18 protein-coding genes, 1 tRNA gene and 1 other RNA gene are annotated in these 19656 nt (G+C 71.5%); 4 read left to right on the top strand and 16 right to left on the bottom strand.

Annotated features, from left to right (window positions below; translation table 11 throughout):
• Positions 1–34 precede the first annotated feature (34 nt).
• An RNA gene (ffs, locus tag OG622_RS25750) (signal recognition particle sRNA small type) lies at positions 35–125 on the bottom strand.
• A gap of 122 nt (positions 126–247) precedes the next feature.
• Between ffs and OG622_RS25745 the strand changes: the two genes are divergently transcribed.
• Together OG622_RS25745 and OG622_RS25740 are read left to right on the top strand one after the other, a co-directional pair.
• Positions 248–335: transfer RNA gene (locus OG622_RS25745), tRNA-Ser, on the top strand.
• 511 nt (positions 336–846) lie between these two features.
• Entirely contained in the window at positions 847–3276 is a 2430-nt protein-coding gene (locus OG622_RS25740; protein WP_371578986.1) for a helicase-associated domain-containing protein, read from the top strand.
• A 264-nt stretch (positions 3277–3540) separates the two neighbouring features.
• On the opposite strand, the gene OG622_RS25735 is transcribed toward OG622_RS25740, so the two are convergent.
• The 13 genes from OG622_RS25735 to OG622_RS25675 form a co-directional block, all read right to left on the bottom strand.
• Positions 3541–3810 carry a hypothetical protein gene (locus OG622_RS25735; protein WP_371578985.1) on the bottom strand — a complete coding sequence of 90 codons (270 nt, stop codon included), beginning with the start codon at positions 3808–3810 and terminating at the stop codon, positions 3541–3543.
• Positions 3807–6563, bottom strand: coding sequence for a class III lanthionine synthetase LanKC (lanKC, locus tag OG622_RS25730; protein WP_371578984.1), 2757 nt, complete (start codon positions 6561–6563; stop codon positions 3807–3809). The genes OG622_RS25735 and lanKC overlap by 4 nt, the downstream gene beginning before the upstream one ends.
• Before the next feature lie 38 nt (positions 6564–6601).
• Positions 6602–8269, bottom strand: a complete 1668-nt coding sequence (gene mpaP, locus OG622_RS25725) for a daptide biosynthesis intramembrane metalloprotease (protein WP_371578983.1) — start codon at positions 8267–8269, stop codon at positions 6602–6604.
• A 90-nt stretch (positions 8270–8359) separates the two neighbouring features.
• Complete coding sequence (locus OG622_RS25720) at positions 8360–9106, bottom strand: ABC transporter permease (RefSeq protein WP_371578982.1); 747 nt, start codon at positions 9104–9106, stop codon at positions 8360–8362.
• Positions 9099–9884, bottom strand: a complete 786-nt coding sequence (locus tag OG622_RS25715; RefSeq protein ID WP_371578981.1) for an ABC transporter ATP-binding protein — start codon at positions 9882–9884, stop codon at positions 9099–9101. Before OG622_RS25715 ends, OG622_RS25720 begins: the two co-directional genes overlap by 8 nt.
• On the bottom strand, positions 9881–10078 hold the full coding sequence (locus tag OG622_RS25710) for a hypothetical protein (protein ID WP_371578980.1): 198 nt from the start codon (positions 10076–10078) through the stop codon (positions 9881–9883). Before OG622_RS25710 ends, OG622_RS25715 begins: the two co-directional genes overlap by 4 nt.
• A gap of 227 nt (positions 10079–10305) precedes the next feature.
• Positions 10306–10461, bottom strand: a complete 156-nt coding sequence (locus tag OG622_RS25705) for a daptide-type RiPP (RefSeq protein WP_371578979.1) — start codon at positions 10459–10461, stop codon at positions 10306–10308.
• 75 nt (positions 10462–10536) lie between these two features.
• Positions 10537–10710, bottom strand: coding sequence for a daptide-type RiPP (locus tag OG622_RS25700; RefSeq protein WP_371578978.1), 174 nt, complete (start codon positions 10708–10710; stop codon positions 10537–10539).
• Positions 10711–10788: 78 nt separating this feature from the next.
• A complete protein-coding gene (gene mpaC, locus OG622_RS25695; RefSeq protein WP_371578977.1) occupies positions 10789–12033 on the bottom strand; it encodes a daptide-type RiPP biosynthesis dehydogenase in 1245 nt (414 codons plus the stop codon).
• Complete coding sequence (mpaD, locus tag OG622_RS25690; protein ID WP_371578976.1) at positions 12030–13337, bottom strand: daptide-type RiPP biosynthesis aminotransferase; 1308 nt, start codon at positions 13335–13337, stop codon at positions 12030–12032. The genes mpaC and mpaD overlap by 4 nt, the downstream gene beginning before the upstream one ends.
• Positions 13334–14200, bottom strand: coding sequence for a daptide-type RiPP biosynthesis methyltransferase (mpaM, locus tag OG622_RS25685; protein ID WP_371578975.1), 867 nt, complete (start codon positions 14198–14200; stop codon positions 13334–13336). The genes mpaD and mpaM overlap by 4 nt, the downstream gene beginning before the upstream one ends.
• 5 nt (positions 14201–14205) lie before the next feature.
• Positions 14206–15282, bottom strand: a complete 1077-nt coding sequence (gene mpaB, locus OG622_RS25680; protein ID WP_371578974.1) for a daptide biosynthesis RiPP recognition protein — start codon at positions 15280–15282, stop codon at positions 14206–14208.
• A gap of 20 nt (positions 15283–15302) precedes the next feature.
• Positions 15303–16286, bottom strand: coding sequence for an LLM class flavin-dependent oxidoreductase (locus OG622_RS25675; protein ID WP_371578973.1), 984 nt, complete (start codon positions 16284–16286; stop codon positions 15303–15305).
• Positions 16287–16568: 282 nt separating this feature from the next.
• Here OG622_RS25675 and OG622_RS25670 point away from each other — a divergent pair, with 282 nt between their 5' ends.
• Positions 16569–17594, top strand: coding sequence for a helix-turn-helix domain-containing protein (locus OG622_RS25670; protein ID WP_371578972.1), 1026 nt, complete (start codon positions 16569–16571; stop codon positions 17592–17594).
• Positions 17595–17781: 187 nt separating this feature from the next.
• On the opposite strand, the gene OG622_RS25665 is transcribed toward OG622_RS25670, so the two are convergent.
• Both OG622_RS25665 and OG622_RS25660 read right to left on the bottom strand, forming a co-directional pair.
• Positions 17782–18084: a hypothetical protein gene (locus OG622_RS25665; protein ID WP_371578971.1), complete on the bottom strand. Its 303-nt coding sequence runs from the start codon at positions 18082–18084 to the stop codon at positions 17782–17784.
• 189 nt (positions 18085–18273) lie between these two features.
• Positions 18274–18720, bottom strand: a complete 447-nt coding sequence (locus tag OG622_RS25660; RefSeq protein ID WP_371578970.1) for a hypothetical protein — start codon at positions 18718–18720, stop codon at positions 18274–18276.
• A 409-nt stretch (positions 18721–19129) separates the two neighbouring features.
• Here OG622_RS25660 and OG622_RS25655 point away from each other — a divergent pair, with 409 nt between their 5' ends.
• The gene (locus OG622_RS25655) at positions 19130–19615 is read left to right on the top strand and encodes a cation:proton antiporter regulatory subunit (protein WP_371578969.1); all 486 of its coding nucleotides are present in this window, start codon (positions 19130–19132) and stop codon (positions 19613–19615) included.
• Positions 19616–19656 lie beyond the last annotated feature (41 nt).

Raw genomic sequence — 19656 nt, 5'->3', positions numbered from 1 at the left:
CTCGGGGCCTCGGCTCGGGGCGGGCCCGGATGCACAAGACCCCTCACGCACCCGCCAGAGCCAACCTACCCTTGCTGCCTTCCGGCCCTGGGGGAGTTCAGTCAGATAGCGCCGCGTGAGGGGCTGAGCCCAGCGTACCCGATCCCCGGCGGCCACCGAGCCGCCTCCCCACCCCTGCCTCCCTCATCGATCACCCGCGGTCGAACGGGTTCGCAACCACCCTCCGACGTCATGTAATGTTCCCGGCGGAGGATTCGCCTAGAGGCCTAGGGCGCACGCTTGGAAAGCGTGTTGGGTTCACACCCTCACGAGTTCGAATCTCGTATCCTCCGCCAGTGCCTCACCGGGCACGATGTCGAAGGGCCCCACCGTTCGCGGTGGGGCCCTTCGTCGTGCTCCGTCTCACTTTCCGTCTCAGTTGGGTTTTCCGTCCGGCTTCCCGTCGGGTTCGGTAGTCCCGGTAGTCCCGCCGCCTCCCGGCGGCTCCCAGAGAGCGTCGCCGATCTGCTGCGCGACCTTGCGGAGCATGGTCCCCGTCACGTGCATGTACCGGGCGCGCATCCGGGGTCGCTCCCCCAGGCTCCCAACCCGTGATCAAGCCCCAGCTGGTTGCAGTTTTGGTTGCATTCACATGCGCCCATTAAGGATATTTCGGCGAGCGGGTAGCCCGTATCTTCTACTGCCGTCGGCTCGTCTCGTCGGGCTGGGCCAGCGGCGGGGAGGCGCCCCGGACTCTGTCTTCGTACGGCATCCGCGGATCATGGAACTGCGCCATCCTTGACCTTGGCGCCGAAGCGGCTTCGGCCCGCCTGTGACGTTTCCTGTCTGTCGAGGTGCACCCTTCAGATGAAGTCCCGATCGACGCTTGCGACTTGGCTGAGCGAACTCGGCGGTTCCCGCCTGGCACGCGTACTCGCCATGCGGAAAGACGCAGCTTCCTCTCCGGAACCACGCTCGGTGGGGGAACTGGCGGACCGTCTCCAACGTCCGGGGTCCGTGGCACTCGTCCTGCCGCGACTCACGCTGCCGTGCTTGCAGGCCGCCGAGGCGCTGGCAGCCCTGGGAACACGAGCGACCCGGGACAGCCTCGCGGAGTTGCTCGGCTCGACGTCCCCTGCGGCGGTGCACGCGCTGGACGCGACCCTGGAGGCGTTGTCGGATCGGGCGCTCGTGTGGCATGACGGCAACGAGGCACTCCGCATGCCTACGCCCTTGCGGCAGGCGTGGAGCACGCCCCTGGGACTCGACGCCCCGCTGGAAGAGCTGCTGACCGGCACCACCTCGGAGGAACTGCGCGGCATGCTGGCGGTCCTGGGTATCAAGCCACCCGGCACCAAGCAGCAGCGACTCGCGGCTCTGGTGGAGCATCACACTGACGCGGAACGGGTCGCCGCGTTGGCGGCGGGGGCACCGGCGGCCACACGGAAGTTGCTTGAGCAGAGCGCCAGGTCCACGCCGCGACAGTCACTGTTCGTCGCGTTCGGGGCTCCTGACCACGACCTCCAACCAGGCGCCCGCTGGGCACTCGACCGCGGGCTTCTGCTCCAGGACCGTCACCGGTACGGGCCCGTCCGGATGCCGGTCGAGGTGGCCTTGGCTCTGCGGGGCCCCGATTGGCACGCTCCGTTCGAACCTCTGCCGCCCGTCCCGCAGTTGGTGCCCATCACCTCCTCGGAGGTGGAGCGGGAGGCCGCGGCGGCCGCCACCGCGTTCGCGGCCCATGCCGCCTCCGTCCTTTCGGCGTGCGCGACCGCTCCACCGACCCGGCTGAAGTCGGGCGGGATCGGCGCGCGTGAACTGGCCCGGCTCGGCAAGGCCGCCCAAGCGGACGACGCCGTCGTACGCATCGCCCTGGAGACCGCGTACGCCGCCGGACTGCTGGCTCGCGACGGCGATCGCGTACCTCCCACCGAGGCGTACGACGCCTGGGCCGAGCAGGAGCCCGCAGAACAGCTCGCCGTACTGCTCCGGGCATGGCGGGACCTGCCGCTCACCCCCACCCGGGCGCGCGACGAAGACAACAAGGCGCTTCCCGCGCTCGCCGGTGCGCCTGACTGCGGCGGCTGTCTGCAGGCCCGCCACGGGCTGCTCACCGCGGCAGCGGGGCTCCCGGCAGGACAGGGCGTGAAGGTCGCTTCGGAGCTGGGGCCGCTCGTGGCCTGGCACCGTCCGCTCGCCGACGACGCCTCGCCCCAGGACACGGCACCGTTCAGCACCGTGATCCGCGAAGGCGAACTGCTGGGCGTGCTGGCACGGGGTGCGCTGTCCCCGCTCGGTGCCCACCTGGCGGCCCACGCCGACGAAGAACTCGACATCACAGCCCGGCGGTTGCTGCCCCCCGCGACCACGACGGCCCGGATCGGCGCCGACCTCACCGCCGTCGTCACCGGCACCCCGTCCGCGCGACTCGCAGCACTGCTGGATTCGATGGCCGACCGGGAGACCAGTGGCACGGCGTCGGTGTGGCGCTTCAGTGCCGGCAGTGTCCGCCGGGCCCTGGACGCCGGCCGCACCCCGGACGACATCACAGCCGACCTGGCAGTCGGCTCCGCCACAGCCCTGCCACAGCCGCTGACCTATCTCATCGCCGACACCGCACGAGGTCACGGACGGGTGCGCATCGCCCCCGCGGCCTGTGTCCTCCACGGCGACGAACCCGCGCTCCTGGCCGAACTCGCCGCCCATCGCGCACTGTCCAAGCTCGCCCTGCGGCAGCTCGCCCCGACGGTCCTGGTCAGCGGCAGCCCGCCCGCGACGACTCTCGCCGCGCTCCGTGCCGCGGGCTACGCCCCGGTCGCCGAGACAGCCGGGGGAACGGTACGCATCGAAAAGCGCCTGCCGCAGAGGGCCGCCGCTGCAGTCCCGCCCCCGCGAGGGAACGTCGGACGGCGCAGCCCCCGGACCATCGCAACCCGCGCCTCGGACATGCCCACCGACGCCGGGATGGACGTCCTGGCCGACCGGCTGCTCAAGTCCCCGCCGACGACACCGGAACCCGACCCGTTCGGCAGCGGGGTGCCTTTCGCGACGGACACCGAGGAGATCGTCGCCGGATACGCGAAGCACCTCTCGTACAGCGACGTCCGCCAGGTCGCCCATGCCATCGACACCGGTGCGGCCATCACGGTCGAGTACATCGCCACCTCGGGCAACCGGACCGTACGCACCCTCAGCGACCTGGAACTCGACCCGCCCTACCTCGACGCCTGGTGCCACCTGCGCGAAGCGGAACGCGTCTTCACTCTCTCCCGCATCCATGGCGTGATGCCCGCGTAGGCGAATTCGAGGGGCCCTTCGTCGTGGTTCGCAGACGCCGTTGTCCTGCATTTTGTCCACAGGGGGGTTCCGGGGGCCATGTGGCTTCGTCGGTCTTCCGGGCGGCGTCTTTGACGATGGTGTTCGGTGCGTCGAGCGTTTCCGGCGCGGGCATCGGGTTGCCGACTTCGGCGTGAGCGGATCGCCGGGCTGTCCTGACGTTCGACGTCGGATATCTCCGCTACGGCACCGCACCGGCTACGTCTCCTCACGTGTGGTCCCTCCTCACGTGTGGTGCGTGATGTCGGTCCAGCGCCAGGCGCGCAGGGATGAGTCGGTGAAGATCCGGTCCAGCGCCCGGGCCATTTTCAGGTCCAGGTCCAGGTCCGTCTTCGTAGGGCAACCAAGGCGAACGGTGAAGCGTTTGCCCGCGAACTCCGGTTCGTAGTCCCAGTCTTCGGGCAGCAGGGAGATGAACCGTACGGCTGCGAGTTCCGGGGCACCGGCCACCTCGGTGGAGCGGGGTTCGATCAGGACGACGCGGCGGCCTGTCATGAAGTGCGGCGGCTGGAGGACGGGAAGAACGGCAGGCCCCCGCCCGAGCCGAGTGCTTCGTCAAGGGCGAGCAGGACCCCGGCCGTGCCGGTGGCGAGGTCGGTCGACAGGCGCAGGGTCTGGTCGCCGAGGAAGGCGGGGTGGCCCGCGTACGGGATGGCGTGCCAGCCGAAGGCCACCAGGTGGCGGCGTACCGCGGCCTCGGTCTCCGACTCCAGCCCTGGCTTCGACTCCCGCCCCGGCTCCGGCGTTCTGGCGCGTAGGTGACGCAGGGCGAGGGTTGCCCCGGCGCGGCCCTGGAACAGGCCCGTCTGGGCCTGGTAGAGAGCCGTCACCGATGAGTGGAGGACGGGGAGGGCGTCTCTCAACTCCGGGTCTGGGGATGGGAGATGAGGGAGTACGTCGCTCACGACCATCGCCACTCCCGCCCCGCCCACCGCCAGGTACGGCATGCGGCTGATGCCCGGCCCGGACGACAACTCGGCGAGGTCGTGACGCAGCGCCTCCACCGCTCCGTGCAGCAGTTTCCGGTCGCCCGTCTTCTCGTACAGCCGTAGCAGGAACAGCGCCGCGCCCGTCGCCCCGTACAGCAGGCCCGGTCGTGGGCGGGCCGCGTAGCCGCCCGGGGTACGGTCCGCGACCAGCTCCGCGAGGCGTTCGGCCGCGTCGAGGTGGCCGAAGTGGAGCAGGGAGAGGCCGATGCCGGGGAGGCCGGCGAAGAGGGAGCCGTCAAGGTCGTCCATCGGCAGGGCGAGGGCCCGGTCCAGGACTTCACGGGCCTCGGCCGTACGGCCCAGGGCGTCGAGGGCGTACGCGATGCCGTGCAGGCCGTCGTAGAAGCCGGGGCGGGGCTCGGGCCAGCGGCGTACGCGCTCGGTCAGCCAGTCCACGTGCGCGGCCGGGATCTCCGCACCCGCGCTGCCCAGCGCCCAGAGGACTCCGGCGGCGCCGTGGGCGAGGTTGAGGCCGCCGCCCGGGGCGGTGAACTGGGCGATGTCGCCGGGGAAGAGACGGTCCTCGCGGTCCGGGGTCGCGGCGGCCAGGATTCCGGCCGAGAGTGACGCGCGCAGGGACGGCCAGTCGGCGGGGGTGAGGGTCTCGGGCCAGACCGGGGCAGCGGCGAGCTCGACGCCCGCGTCGGCCACGGCCACGGCCACGCCGACGCCGACGCCGACAGCCACGGCAGTCTCGTCGCGGGCGCCGGCCTCAACGGCCCTGGCGCTCACGGCGGTCACAGCATCCGCACCCGCCTCGATGACCCCAGCACTCACTGCGATCTCAGCGTCCGCGCCGGTCTCGGTGGCCTCGGCCGTCTCGGCGGTCTCCGGGCTCGCCAGATCCGTCTCCACCCGTTCCGCGAAGTCCGCCGGTACCGGGAAGTTCTCCGTCACCAGCGCGATCAGCTGTTGCGTCTTCTCCCGGCCCCAGCTCAGCACCACCGTCAGCGGGAGGAACACCGCGAGCCGCAGGCAGCCGAGCGCGTACCGGTCGACCGCCGGGCCCACGTAACCGGCCGGGGCGCGGAAGCCGGGCGCGCCGATCGTCTGAGGTGCCGCGTCGTCGACGGGGCTCGCCGTCTCCAGGTCGATGAAGGCGATCGAGCCGTCCGGCCGGACCAGGACGTTGTTGGGGTGCAGATCACCGAAGACCACGCCCCGGGCGTGCATGGCCCGCACGCCCGCGTCGATCTGGTCGATGACGGACAGGGCCCAGGAGGTGTACGCCGCGAACGACTCGGGGGAGGCGTCGGCATCCGGGTTCAGCAGCGGGTTGGACTCGTGGATGCGGGTGTGGAGCGAGGCACCCGGCACGAACTCCCGTGCCAGGAAGTAGTGTTCGCGGCCTTTGCGGTAGTCGATCAGCGGCGGTACGCAGTCCAGTCCCGCCAGCCGCTCCAGCGCCCAGCGCTCCCGCTCCAGCCGGGCCACCGCGTCCTCGCCCTCCTCGTCGAGGCCGGCCAGCGGGCGGGCCTCCTTGAGGAGCACGGAGGCGGAGGATTCCGTACCGGGGTTCTGGCGCAGGTCCTCGGCCTCGTAGACGCCGCCCCCGTTGGAGAAGTGCAGCGCCCTGACCGCGCGGAACGGGAAGTCGCCCATCGTGCTCGCGTTACGGGCCGCCAGCGACTCGGCGAGGCAGTCCGGCAGCGTCACCCACGCGGGCGGCCGGAAGCCGGGGCCGCGTACATCGGGGACGAGGCGGCCGTCCGGGTCCTCGATGCAGTGCACCGGGTCGCCCTTCGCGTCCCGGCCGAGGCGGGCGACGAAGCCGCCGTAACGGACGTAGAGCGGGCCGGAACGCCAGCGCAGGTCGCTGAGGATGTACGGGCCGGGCTCGCCGCCCAGCTCGGCGTCCAGCTCGACGAGCACCCGCTCCAGCTGGGGCTCGTCCGGCGGGTAGACGGTGATGAACTTGCCGCTCGCGCCGCGGTCGCCGTACTTGCTGTTGCGCCGGTTCAAAGCCTTGGCGCTGCGGATGTACTTGAAGGTGAGCCGCTCACGTACGCAGTAGGCGCGTACGACGTCGAGGATGCGGTCGGCGTTGTCCCGGGTCGCCGAGACATGGATCTTCCAGCCCTGGCCGGGGAGTTCGGTGTGCGGCGGGGTCAGCACCACCCAGTCGCCGTTGACGGTCCGGGTCCAGCCGACGGGGGGTTCCGCCAGGACGTCAGCGGGCTCGGTGGTGGCGGCGGCGGTCGCAGGATCCTCGTAGAACGCGTTGCCCGCCTGGCAGTAAGTCACATACCGGAGATCCATGATCGTTCTCCCTGTACCTCTCCGTCTCGGCTTCTCGGCTACCAGCGCCAGGCAGGCGCGAGGTACTTGGTGTAGAGCCACTCCCAGCCCGGCCGGCTGCCCGCGTCCAGCTGGGCCGTGCCCGAAGCGTCGGCGGGAGCCTGGCCCCGTGCCTGGCGTACCTCCAGCGGAAGGCCGAGCGCCGGGGTCGGCAGGGCGTCGCTGCTGACCGGGATCAGCGCCGACAGCGGGGCCATGGCGTCCGTGCCGTCCGCCCCGTCGACGGCGACCGTCGCGGCGCCGGTCTGCTCGCGGGTCGCGATGCCGGCGCGGTAGAGGCGGACCGGGGCACCGGCCTCGATCAGCGCAGGGTCGGTGGAGAGGGGCAGGAGCAGCGTGATCCGGCCGTCCTCGGCCGTCGTATAGCCGCCGTTGACGGTGTACGGGACCTGGACCAGCTGCCCGAGTACGGCGATGGTGGCAGCGGCGAGGGCGAGCACCGCGCCGAGGCGCCAGGGGCGCCCGCCCGCCGTACGGGCCTCGCGGGCGAAGCGGCGTACGCCACGCGCCAGGTGGTGGAGGAAGTAGCCGATGCCGCACAGCACGAGGAGCGCGCCCAGGGCGCCGAGGCGCTGGAGGCTGTCCGACCAGAGGGTGATCGCGCCCGCCACGATGTAGAGCGGGAAGGTCATGCAGAGCAGGCCGAAGGGGACCGCCCAGCGCACGCCATGCAGTTCGCGGCGGTAGCCGGTGCCGCCGATCAGCAGGCGGGCCAGCCATCTGCGGGCGTCGGTCATCGCCCGGTCGCGCAGATGCGGGATGTCGAGGTGGCTCATCAGCGCGATGTAGCCGTCCAGTTTCACGAACGGCAGGAGGTTGAGAATGCCGGAGAGGTAGGTGACGACGGCGTACACGAGGACCCCGTCGCGCGCCGCCGAGTCGCCCATGAAGAGGGTGGCGAGGGCGGCGCCCCCGGCGATGACGGTCTGGGTGGCGATTCCGGCGAGTGCGACCCGTACCCGCTGCTCCTTGCGCGGCAGCCGCCAGCCGTCGGACACATCGCAGAAGAAGGCCGGCGACATGTAGAAGAGCATCATGCCCATCCGGGTCGGCCGTCCGCCGTAGTACGTGAGGACCGCGCCGTGGCCGATCTCGTGGACGGCGGTGGTGGCGAGCACCGCGCCGATCACGCAGAGGTAGAGCAGGGGCGCGAAGGGGCGCCCCAACGCACCCTGGAGATCGGCCGTTCGGAGGGCCAGGGCGAGCAGTCCGCCGATCGTGACGGCCGAGGCGGCCACGGCGGCCTTACGGTTCGCGGCGGCCGCCACCAGCGGGGCGAGCCGGGCCAGCAGCCGGTCCGGCTTGAGGAGGGTGAACTGGAGGGTGAGCGGCGGGACGAACCGGAACCATGAACTCCGGTCCTTCTTCGGCACCCCGTCGTCCAGCACCTTCGCCCCGGCGAGTGTCCGCACCGCCGAGCCGACGTCGGCCTGGGTCCAGGGCGCGCCGAGGGCGTCGGCCAGGTCGTCGTGGTCACGTACGCCGTCCACGGCCCGGACGAGGCGGGCCAGGTCCTCCTGGAGGCGGAAGTACTGGTGGCTGCCGCGCTGCACCACCCAGGGCGCGCCCGGCTCGGCCGGCTCGTGGACCACCACATCGGTGGCGAGGCGGGGTCGGGCCAGCCGCTCGGGGGCCAGTAGTACGGCACCGGCGGGTGTGCTGGGCATGCCTGGTTCTCTCCTCACGGAGTTCGGGGTCGGGCTCAGGACGGGCTCAGGACGGCGGGACGTGGCGGGCTTCAGCGGGCTCGGTCGACGTCAGACGACATCGCGGGCGGTGAACAGCTTCCGGGCGAGCAGCCCGGCGGCCGCCAGCCAGCCCGCGATCACCAGCAGCGCGAGCGGCGTGGACAGCAGCTCGGGCTTCGTGTCCCGGTAGACGGAGCTCTGGGCGATCGTCATCAGGTACCTGCCGGCCTCCGGCACCAGGACCTGCACCGCCGGATCGACGACCAGGGTCAGCGCGACGACGGTCACGACGGCCCCGACCTGGTGCCGGACGATCCAGCCGATCAGCGCGCCCCAGGGAGCGGCGAGCGTGTTGACGGCGAAGACGCCCAGCAGGATCAGCCAGGTCTCGCCGTGCCACGCGGGCTCGGCCCCGTTGGCGGCGAGTGTTCCCCAGGCGGAGGCGAGGGACAGCGCGGCGGTGAGCAGCGCGGCGAGGGCGCCCACGGCGGTGGCGGTCAGCACCTTGGCGGCGAGCAGGCGGGTACGGCTGCCGCCGCTCATCAGGACGGAGCGGCCGATGGCACCCGAGGTGTACTCGCGGGACACGAAGATCGCGCCGAAGAGAGAGGTGAAGAGCGACATCATGAACCAGGAGCGGACGATGTCATCGGTGACGGCGGCCCGGCCCATGGTGCCCTCCTCGATGGCCGCGGCACCCTGGGAGGCGTAACCGAGGGCACCGAGCAGGGACATCAGGACGCCGCACCCGGCCAGGATCAGCCAGCCGCGGCCGGTCCAGGCCTTGGCCCATTCGCCGGCGAGCAGGTTACGCATGGTTCTTTCCTCCGACAGCGGATGACGCGGTCGTCGCGGTGCCGACCAGGGAGAAGAACCGGTCTTCGAGGCGTTCCCCGGCGCCCGCGCCGACGAGTCCTTCGAGCGGACCGGCGTACCGCAGCGAGCTCTGGATGATCACGACGTCGTCCACGGTCTGTTCCACCTCGGAGAGGAGATGGCTGGAGACGAGGACGGTCCGGCCCTCGTCGGCCAGGCCACGCAGCAGGCCGCGCAGCCAGCGGATGCCGTCCGGGTCGAGGCCGTTGGCGGGCTCGTCCAGGACGAGGAGTTCGGGGTCGGGGAGCAGGGCGGTGGCGAGCGCGAGGCGCTGTTTCATGCCGGTCGAGTAGCCCTTGACGGGGCGGGAGGCCGCACCGCCGTCGGCCAGGCCGACCAGTTCGAGGACCTCCTCGACGCGCTGCTTGGGCAGGCCCAGGGTCCTGGCCCAGATGGTGAGTTCGCGTCGGGCACTGGCTCCCGGCAGCGGTCCTACGGCGTCCATGCTGACGCCCACCCGGCGGGCGGCGTGAGGCAGTTCGGCGTACGGGCGGCCGAAGACGGTCGCCTCGCCTGAGGTCGGCCGGCAGAGGCCGAGGAGCATCCGCAGCGAGGTGGTCTTGCCGGCTCCGTTGCGGCCGAGGAGGCCGACGATCCGGCCGGGCTGCACCTCGTACGTCAGGTCGTCGACCGCCGTGACCTCGCCGAAGCGCTTGGTCAGGCCGCGCAGGGCGACGACGGGGGCGGCGCCGGTGCTCGGTGCGTTCGCGGTACTCAACGGCGTGCCTTACGGAGGTTGGCGCCGATCCGGACCAGGCAGCTCAGCATGACGGCGCCGAGGCCGGCCATGACGAAGATCTCGAGGCCGCCCGTCAGCTGCGTGGTCGCGACCGCCATGCCGAGCGGGATGAGCGCGCAGGCGAAGGCGAGGTTCTTGTTCTCGGCCGCTGCCTTGTCCCGGCTGTTGGCCATGCTGGACTCCTTGGTCGGACTTGGTGGGACTCAGGTGGGGGGAGGTGGCGGAAAACGAAGCGCGGATTCCGCGGTGGCGGCCCGGGGTCCTCTGAGGTCCCAGGGACGCCGCCGCGGAAATCCGTATGCGGTTCAGTTGCCGCTGATCCGGTGGATCCGGTGGATCCGGTGGATCCGGTGGATCAGGTCGATCCGGTCGATCCGGTCGATCCGGTCGATCGGCCGGATCAGGTGGCGATGACCGCGCTGGCGACGGTGCTGATCACGACGCCGGTCTTGAAACCGCTCCAGAAGCCCGGGGCCTCCATGGCCTCCAGCTCCTGCATGCCCAGCTCCAGCGATGCCTCGAAGCCGGTCGGCTCCTGCGTGGCGATGTCCTTCATATCTGTTCCCCTCCCGTTGAGTTGAGACTGATGAGACTGATGGGACTGAATCGAGTCGAGATGCAGTCGAGTGAATCAGGTGATGATCGAGACGGCGACGCCCGTCGAGACGCCGACGGCCGACACGACGGTCGCGCCCACGACGACGCCACCAGCGGTCCACCAGCCCGGGGCCTCCATCGCCTCGAGCTCCTGCATACCCAGCTCCAGGGCGGAGCTGAAGTCGTTGTTGTCGAAGTTCTCCTGCATGGGAACTCCCCCTTTTCTCATGAGTGTTGAGAGCCGTTGCTCTCTTTCCGCCCGCTCCCGGGACCGGGAGCGGAAGTCTCAGGTGTGCGCGGCGTACGCGGCGGGCGTGGCGTGCGCGGTGGTCGCGCCGAGCGCCGCGTCCAGCAGGCGGCGCACATCCTCCGCCCGGAGCCCGCCGAGCATCGGCAGCCCGGCGCCCCAGGCCCGTACCGTCCGCTCGGCCAGGGCCTCGATCTGCCCCGGGCCGTCGGCGGTGAGCCGCCGGCCCACCCGCCAGTCGTCCATCAGGGCGGCGATCCCGTCGGCCGGGTCCTCGGGCAGGGCCCGCGCCCGGTCCTGTGGTGCGGCGTCGCGCAGCCCCGCCCACATCCGGTGCAGCCGCGGCGCGGAGCCCAGCCGTGGCTCCCCGTCGAGCACGGCCCGCCACAGGTGCGGCAGCAGCGCGGCGACGGCCGTCATCTTCCGTACGCCCAGGGCCGACGACATCTCGTTGGCGATGAGCCAGCCCTTGACCGCGTACGGGTCGCGGCCCTGGTGCAGCCATTCACCGTGCGTGAGCCCGCTGAGCTTCGCGATGTCGAGGCGGAGCGCGTCGCTCGGCCTTCCTTCCCGTACCGCCTCGTAGCCCAGCTGGACGAGCCTCCGGGCGACCGTCTCCGTGAGACGGTCCTCGGTGCGGCGGTCGTCCCGGTGGTCACCGGCGTACGGGCTGACCGCCCGGAACAGCGCCTCCAGGACGCCCTCCACGACCAGCTCGTAGGGCAGTGTGGCGGTGGCCGACGGATCGAGCAGCGCCGCCTCCGGCCGCAGTACGCCGCCGAGGATCAGCCGCTTGCCCTGCGGGTACGCCAGGCAGGCGACCGCGCTCAGCTCGCTGCCGGTGCCGAGGGTGGTCGGTACGGCGAGCAGCGGGACGGTACGGGTGACCTCGCCCGGCAGGCCCATCAGGCCGCCGCGCTGGGGCACGGTGAGGCGGGTGTACGCGACCGGGTTGGCCCGCAGCAGGGCCGCGATCTTCGCCTGGTCGAGCACCGATCCGCCGCCTATGGCGACCACCAGGCCGACGCCGGCCGACGTGTCGGCGAGGCCTTCGGCGATCGCGGCGGCCGCGCCGAGATCACCGGGGCCGGTGGTCAGTGGTGTCTGGGTCGTCCGCCAGTGGGCCCGGCCGAGGCGGTCCCGTACCAAGGCCGTGATCGCCGCCGTCGCGACAGCGCTGTCCACGAGGAGGGCGGCCGTGCGGCCCGCCCCGTCGGGGAGCCATGCCGTGAGTGCGTCGGGACCGATCAGCGCCCGGGTCGGTCCGCCCCGGCCGTAGCTCATGCCGGTACCTCTGTGCGCGCTTCCGCCTGCGCCGACCGGCTTGTGAACAGGGCCAGTCCGGTGCGGATGCGGTCCATCAGTTCGGTCAGTTCCGCGTCGGTGTAGGTCAGCGCGGGGAAGAGCTGGATGCCGTGGACGCCAGGGTGCACGATGGCACCCGCCGTACGGATCGCGGCGACCAGCTCCGGGACGCGTGCCTGCGGCAGCGGTTCCCCGTCCGGGGTGGTCAGTCGCAGTGACCGGAAACAGCCCACACCGGTGGTACCCGTCACCCAGGGGTGCTCGTCGACCAACCCGGACAGCTCCGCGTCCAGCCGCTCGCCCAGGGCCCGGCCGAGGGCGACCGCGTCCAGGCGGCGCATCTCGGCGATGGTGGCCAGGATGGTGGCACAGGTGACGGGGGTGCCGGCCTGGGTCTCGCCGTGGGTCAGCATGGCGCCCGCCGTGTCGAAGGCGTCCGCGACCGTGTGCGAGGCGATGACGGCGGCGGCGGCGCCGGTACCGTTGGTGAGCCCCTTGGAGGTCACCAGGAGGTCGGGCCGGGCGGACCAGCGCTGGGAGGCGAAGAAGTCGCCGGTACGGCCGAAGCCGGTGGCCACTTCGTCGGCGACCAGCAGGAAGCCGTACTCCTCGCGCAGCCGCAGCAGCTCGTCGACGTACTCCTCGGTGAGCGGTACCGCCCCCGAGCCGAGCACCGGCTCGACGACGACGGCCGCGACCATCGCGCCCTGACGCTCCATCAAGGTACGGATGCCGACCGGGTCGTTGGGGTCGACGTGGCGGATGAGCCGTTGGTCGACGCCGTACACCTGTTGTCCGAGGTCCTCGCCGGTCAGCGCGAAACTGCCGTACGTCAGACCGTGGTAGCTGCCGCGCAGCCCGACCACGAGTTTGCGGCGGTCCTCGCCGCGCAGGGCGTGGTAGTGGCGGGCGAGCTTCATGACGAGGTCGTTGGCGGCGCCGCCGGAGGTCGAGAAGAGGACCCGGCCGTAGCTGTCGGCGCCGCACAGCTCGACGAGGGCGGCGGCCGCGGCACGGGCGTAGGTGTTCTCGTAGCGGAAGACGCTCAGGTACGAGGCTTCGCGGAGCGCGTCGGCGGCGGCCCGGGCGATGGCCTCGTTGCCGTAGCCGATGTTGGTGTTCCACAACCCGCTGGAGGCGTCGAGGAGTTCGCTGCCGTCGGCGTACCGGACCCGTACTCCGTGCGCGGAGACCGCGCAGAGCGCGTCCGAGCCGTGCAGGGCGGGGGCCAGGAGGGACGGCCACAGCGCGTTCTTCGTGTTCTTCGTGTGTACGGGACTCATGGCGTGACCTCCGTTTCGAGCAGTACTTCGAGCAGTACGTCGTGATGGCGGGAGCCGACGGCCGGCAGCGGGTGCCGGGCGCGGACGGCGAATCCGGCGGCGCCCAGCTCGGCTTCGAGGAGGGCGGCGGGCAGCACGCCGACGCTGGTCGTGGTGACCTGGACGGGGCTGTCGTCGTCCGGGATCCGGGCCGGGAAGACGGTGACCGTGCGGGCGCTGTCGCCGACCGCCCAGTGCTCGTACATCCGGTAGGCGCGGCCGGCTTCGGCTTCCACCACCAGTTCGGCTTCGGCGGGCTGGCCGGAGTCCGTGTCCATGCCGACGGTCGACAGAAGGAACCGGCCGCCAGGCGCCAGGTGTTGGCGTACGGCCCGGTAGAGACCGGTCCGGCCGCGCTCGTCGAGGAGCGAGACGGAGGTGGTGCCGAGGACGATCACCGGGAAGGTGCGGCCGAGCGCGAAGGCGCTCATGTCGGCCTCGACGACCGTGCAACGCTCACGCAGGGCGGCGGGCGCTGCGGCCAGCCGGTCTTCCAGGAGCCGCAGCATGTACGGGGAGAGGTCGAGGGCGGTGACGTGGCGGCCCAGCGCGAGCAGCGGCATGGTCAGCCGCCCGGAGCCGGCCGCCAGGTCGAGGACATCGCCGGGCAAGGTCCTTACGAGGCCGGTCAGTTCACGTACCTCGTGGGTGCTGCGGCCGGCCACGTCGTGGTAGACCTGCGCGCCCGCTTCGGCATAGAGGTCGCCGGTGACGGCGCGGGAGCCGAGCTCGGCGAGCAGCTCCCCGGCTCGTCCGGGGATGGTGGGCGGTGCCGTCGGGGTGGGCGGTGCCGTCGGGCTGGTCAGGGTGGTCAGGGTGGTCATCGTGGTCACACTCCGGCCCGGGCGAGGAACCGCTCGATGCGTACGGTGTGGTCCGGATCGGCGTACTCCGCCGCCGCCTCGGCCGAACCGCAGGCCAGCAGCGCCTCGACCGGCGTGGCGGCGGACCGTTCCACGCTGAAGGTGCGGCTGGGCGCAGGGGCGTGGACGTACATGTCCTGGTCGGTCCAGAGGAGGAACGGCGCGTCCTCGTCCCGCAGATCGGCGTCGGCGTCCGCGTCGGCGGCCAGCGCGTCGGTGATCCGCCCGCCGAAGCCGGAGACCCGGATGCTGCCGTCCACGCCCCGGGCACGCAGGGCCCGGATCGCGCCGAGGGCGGCCAGGTAGCGCCCGAGCCAGGGCCTCGCGGCCAGTTCCGTACGCCGTAGGTCGTGGTCCACGACCGTCCCCAGGCACACCGCGCAGGTTGTCTGTGCGCCACTGTTGAGCCGCTGCCACCGCGCGTCGAGGAGTTCGGGCCCGTCGCCCGCCGTACCGAGGCGGGTACCGCCCGGCGTGGTGGAGACCGCCCCGTCCGCGTCGACGTACAGCCGGTACCGGGGTCCGGCGGCCGGTGTGCGGCCGGCGCCCAGGCCGGGGAGGTCGGCGAGCTGGATGGCGGGGTGGGTGAGGAAGTCGGGGAAGGTGCCGTCGAGCAGGGCCCGGTCGGCGTCGGCGAGGAAGACGTCGAAGTCCGTGTCGTCGGCGATCCGGACAAGGGTCGGCCCGGCGACGGACATGTACTCGCTGATGCCGTAGCCCTGGATCTGGAGGTAGAAGCCCGCGCCCGGTGAGAACTCCCCGCCGGCCCCGGCCAGCGACCCTTCGTACCCGACGATCCCGACGACGCGGCGGCCGTCCGCCGTCGTGTCCTCGCCGGGTCCGGCGGCCGCACCGGGCACGAGTACCAGCGTGTCCGTTCCGACGACGCCGGAATTCAGCATCGCCGTAAGGTGTTCCCGGCTTTCCAGTACGACGGTTTCCACGCCGTCGTACCTGAATTCACCGGCACTAATACTGGTTCTGGTACCGGAACTGGCCGTGCCAGTCCCCCAGCGGATGAGCCGCTCTTTCAGATCAGCCATTGTTTCGTATTCCCCCACGGTCAGGCGGCCAGGGCGGCCAGAATTCGCTTCGTTTCGTCCAGGGCCGCTTGTGGGCCGTACAGATTGCAAACGCCGGTCAGGTTCAGGACGACCTCGTCCACCCCTGCCTCGCGGAACGCGCCCAGTTTTCCGACGAGTTCGTCCGGGTCTCCGCTGAGGAACGCCCCGCCGTCGACGAGCGCCTTGGCGTTCGCCGCCGGGTCGTCACCGGCGACATCCGTCCCGGACCGTCGCAACATGTCGATGTAGTGGGCGCCTTGGAGATGGGCGGCGTTGCTCGCGAGCGCCAGTTCGGCGGGTTCGCGGTCGGGCCGGGCGAGGGCGAGCGGCACGATGGCGGTGAGCCTCGGGGTCCTACGCCCCTTGCCCCCCTTGCCGTCCGCCGCGTTCGCCGCGCCCTCGCGCATCGCAGGGAGCACGGTGTCCCGCAGATAGTGCGCCGGAGTCAGCCAGGTCACGGCGACATCGGCGACCTCACCCGCGAGTTTCGCCATGCCGGGCCGCAGCACACCGAGCCCGATCTCGACGCCCGGCACCGGGTAGCGAGGCATCTCGGCCCGGCAGCTGAAGTACTCGCCCCGGGTGTCGACCGTCTCGCCCGCCAGCAGTCCGCGCACGATCGAGAGGTACTCGCGCGCCGCCGTGAGCGGACTGCGGTACGCCTCGCCGAGCAGCGACCGCTGCAACGGCCGGCCGCCGGGCCCGAATCCGGCGATCACCGGCTGCCCGGTGGCCATCGCCAGCGAGCGGGCCTGGAGAGCGGCCTCGTACGGGTGGCGGAGCGGCATGAGCGTGACGCCGAGGCCGGTCGGCACACGGAATCCCGCTCCCGCCGCCGCGACGAATCCCTGGTGCGGCTCGATCATCACGGACTGCCCCTGCCAGAGGCGGCTCGCGTTGCTCCAGTGCACCAGTCCGGCATACGGAAGGATTTGCTCCGGCCGGCGCGGAAGAAAGGGCAGGAGTACGGAATAAGAAGTCATGCCCTGTCCTCCATTTCGCGAAGTAATTCGTTGATGCTGCTCGGCACTGCTTGTCCTGCGTTTCTCTTTCTTCTGTCGGCGTTCGTTCGTTCCGACACGGAGAACAATGCCAAACCGGAGCACGTCATCGGGCAGTTCCAGGGCGCTACTTGCTGCCAGTGACCGTGCAGCTTGTTGCAGGTACCCTCACAGGGATCACACCGCCGGATTCAGGCCGTCCTCGCGCCCGACCAGCGCGCCGACTTGCACCCGGCGACCGATTGAGTTGTGCACGGAGGCACCATGGGGGAATTGTCCGTACTCGGACTCACCGATACGGAAGAGGGCATCTACCGGCACTTTCTACGGAACCCCGGCACGACCGCCGAGGACATCCAGCTGCTGCTGCATGTCCCGCTGGACGAGATCGGGAGCGCGCTGGAGCGCCTGTCCGAGCTCGGCCTGCTGCACGGAACGGAAGGGACCAGGACCGGACCCGGAACGGACGGCGGGCCCGAGGTGATCTCCGCCGCCGACCCCGAGACCGCCGTGGACCGGCTCACCGACCTGCGGCTGCGCGAACTCCACCAGCAGCTCCAGCAGGTCACCCAGTCCCGGCACCTGATAGCCGGCCTGCGCGCCGAGCAAAGCCTGAAGGAGCCGCCCGACTCCGGGAGGATCGAGCGCCTGGAGGATCTCGGCCAGATCCGGGGCCGGATCGACGACCTGGCGTTCTTCGCCCGCGAGGAGATCCTCTCGGTCGAGCCGTACACCGAGCTGACCCCGGCGAACATCGAGCACGCCCGGCCGCTCGACACCCGCTGCCTGCGGCGCGGGGTACGGATACGCAACGTCGTACTGCGCGAAGCCCTGGACCATCCGCCGACCGTCGGCTATCTGCGCGACCTCACCTCGCTCGGCGCGCAGATCCGGGTCGCGGACACCATCGCGGAACGGCTCCTCGTCTACGACCGCCGGACAGCGCTCGTCCCGGTCGACCCGGCCGACACCCGGCGCGGCGCGCTGCTCGCCCGGGAGGCGGGGCTGGTCGCGAACATCCTGGCGCTGTTCGAGAAGATCTGGGACCAGGCCACCGATCTCACCGTGCTCATCGACGAGCGGGCAGGGGCGGCGGGCGGCGGGCTCTCGGAGATGGAGCAGCAGGTCCTGGAAGCGATGTGCCACGTCGGCAAGGACGAATCGGGGGCGCGCACGCTGGGTGTGTCGGTGCGGACGTACCGCCGGCATGTCGCCGACGTACTGCGCATCCTGGGCGCGAGCAGCAGGGCGCACGCGGCACTCCTCGCACGGGAGCGCGGCTGGGTGTGAGACCGGGCCGAACCCTGGGCGCAACAGTAGGACCGGGGCAGGACCCTGGGCGCAGCACGAGGCAGTAGCCCGCAGTAGTAAGCGTTAGTAACAGTAGTAAGCGTTAGTAATACGACGAAGGGGGTGCCCCGGCGACCTGACCGCCGGGGCACCCCCTGTGTACCGCTGCCAACCGTTCTCGCTGTCCCTACGGCTTCGGCTTCTCGATCTGCCACCCGTTGACGGGCTTCCAGGTGCCGCCACCCTGCTCGCCGCAGAGCGGCAGCCGTATGGGTAGCGGAGTCGCGCAGACGCGCTCGACGATGGAATCGACGACGACCGCCGGAGCGGTCACCCCCGCCTCCCCGGCCCGAACCTGCGCCTGAACCTGTGCCTGAGCCTGCGCCTGCGCCGGCCCCTGTCCACCCACCACCGCGAGCGCGAGCGCCGCACCCGCCACCGCGGCTGCCTTCTTGAACCCGGCGAACCCGGCGAACCCGTTGAACCCCACGACGTACCCCCGTTTGCTGTTCCCCCGCGTTCCGGGCCGGTCGTGCCCCCGCGGTGCCCCCTACTCTGCCAACGGAAGCCGCAGGCAGGACGGCGAATCGTGTCAGGTTGCTGCACACGCTCACTCAGCTTCATGCCATGCCCGCCCGGCAGTGGCGCCGCCCGCCCGTACGGACGGCGGTCCGCGTGGTCAGTGGGCCGGGGGCCAGTCCGGTGACTCGGGGGTGGGTGGGGGAGGCTGGGCCGTGGTGAGGCGGCGGTAGGCGGCGCGGGCCTGGAGGAGGCGGGCGAGGGTCGTGCCGGTGAGGGCCGCGGTAAAAAGGCAGACCAGCCAGAAGGTGTCGCGCGGGTTGGTCCAGGTCAGGACCCCGGCGGGTGGGATGGCGAACCCGTTGAGGAAGAGCCAGCACAGGGCGGCCGTCCCCGGGGCCGCGGTGAAGCGGGCGTACACGCCCAGGAGCGCGGAGAGCAGGGACAGCGCGGTCAGCGCCAGGCCGGGACGGTCCGTGCCGACCAACGCGTTGAGGACGGCCACCAAAGACATCGCGCCCGCGAAGGCCGTGGCCCACACCAAGGGGGTCGCCACGGGCTGGGGAACGGGCCGGGGGCCGGTCCCCAGGGACACCCACTGGATCACGGGCACGCTCCGGGGGCCTTGGGGGCGTGCGCTCCGGGGGGAGTGGGACCTTCGGGCACCTCGGGTGCTCCGGAGGGAATGGGTATCCCCATGGCGTGGGGCTTGAGGACACCCGCGCCGCGCGTCGTGGGGGCACCCGCCGCAGCCGGTTCGTCGGCCGTCGTCGGGGCGCCCGTTCCGCGTGTCGAGAGGGCGTCCGCCGCACGGGTTGTGGGGGCACCCGTTGGGATCATGGCGATGGTTCCTTTCGGTCATCCCCCGGTGGCGGGGCGGGGGCCGGCCCGGGGTTGAAGGGGGATTGTTCCATCGGGGTGCCGGCCTCGCGGCCAACGGCCGGTTTTCGGGGTCTCGTTAGGGTGGCACCGACGGTTGCCCGATGACATATCCGAATCAGACAGGGGGGCCAGCCATGGATGCTCCGCGCCTCAGTAGTACGCCGTTGCCGGGAATCGGCGTCCGCTACGACCTCACGACCAAGGAGCAGCGGCGGATCTCGGTGGTCGCCCATCGGGACGGTGCGCGGACACTGAGCGCGTACCGGCAGGACGATCCGGACGCGTGTGCGCTGTCGGTGCGGATGACGTCGGGGGAGGCGACCGCCCTGGTCGACGCGCTGACGCCGGACCACCACAGCCCGAACCTGTTGTCCACCACGGAGCTGGGGCTGGTGGCGGAGCGGATCAAGCTGGCGTCGACGTCCCACTGGAACGGCCGCGTGCTGGGCGACACCCGGATGCGGACCGAAACGGGCGCGTCCATCGTGGCCGTACTGCGGCGGGCCGAGGCGATTCCGTCGCCGACACCGGACTTCCGGCTGGCCGGCGGTGACACGCTCATCGTGATCGGCACCCGTGAGGGTGTGGAGACGGCCGCGGCGATACTCGGGCGGGAGTGAGCGGTCCGTGTACGCCTCCGCTCAGGCCGCGACGCAGTCCG

This window comes from Streptomyces sp. NBC_01314 (genome assembly GCF_041435215.1).
Classification (GTDB): Bacteria; Actinomycetota; Actinomycetes; order Streptomycetales; family Streptomycetaceae; genus Streptomyces.
Note: the sequence above shows the minus strand (reverse complement) of the source record. Positions and strands in the feature narration are given on the sequence as shown.

Bases quoted from the DNA above. Each gene is read 5' to 3' on its own strand.
- OG622_RS25740 (WP_371578986.1), top strand. From the start codon at position 847: ATGAAGTCCCGATCGACGCTTGCGACTTGGCTGAGCGAACTCGGCGGT.
- OG622_RS25735 (WP_371578985.1), bottom strand. From the start codon at position 3,810: ATGACAGGCCGCCGCGTCGTCCTGATCGAACCCCGCTCCACCGAGGTG.
- lanKC (WP_371578984.1), bottom strand. From the start codon at position 6,563: ATGGATCTCCGGTATGTGACTTACTGCCAGGCGGGCAACGCGTTCTAC.
- mpaP (WP_371578983.1), bottom strand. From the start codon at position 8,269: ATGCCCAGCACACCCGCCGGTGCCGTACTACTGGCCCCCGAGCGGCTG.
- OG622_RS25720 (WP_371578982.1), bottom strand. From the start codon at position 9,106: ATGCGTAACCTGCTCGCCGGCGAATGGGCCAAGGCCTGGACCGGCCGC.
- OG622_RS25710 (WP_371578980.1), bottom strand. From the start codon at position 10,078: ATGGCCAACAGCCGGGACAAGGCAGCGGCCGAGAACAAGAACCTCGCC.
- OG622_RS25705 (WP_371578979.1), bottom strand. From the start codon at position 10,461: ATGAAGGACATCGCCACGCAGGAGCCGACCGGCTTCGAGGCATCGCTG.
- OG622_RS25700 (WP_371578978.1), bottom strand. From the start codon at position 10,710: ATGCAGGAGAACTTCGACAACAACGACTTCAGCTCCGCCCTGGAGCTG.
- mpaC (WP_371578977.1), bottom strand. From the start codon at position 12,033: ATGAGCTACGGCCGGGGCGGACCGACCCGGGCGCTGATCGGTCCCGAC.
- mpaD (WP_371578976.1), bottom strand. From the start codon at position 13,337: ATGAGTCCCGTACACACGAAGAACACGAAGAACGCGCTGTGGCCGTCC.
- mpaM (WP_371578975.1), bottom strand. From the start codon at position 14,200: ATGACCACCCTGACCACCCTGACCAGCCCGACGGCACCGCCCACCCCG.
- mpaB (WP_371578974.1), bottom strand. From the start codon at position 15,282: ATGGCTGATCTGAAAGAGCGGCTCATCCGCTGGGGGACTGGCACGGCC.
- OG622_RS25675 (WP_371578973.1), bottom strand. From the start codon at position 16,286: ATGACTTCTTATTCCGTACTCCTGCCCTTTCTTCCGCGCCGGCCGGAG.
- OG622_RS25670 (WP_371578972.1), top strand. From the start codon at position 16,569: ATGGGGGAATTGTCCGTACTCGGACTCACCGATACGGAAGAGGGCATC.
- OG622_RS25655 (WP_371578969.1), top strand. From the start codon at position 19,130: ATGGATGCTCCGCGCCTCAGTAGTACGCCGTTGCCGGGAATCGGCGTC.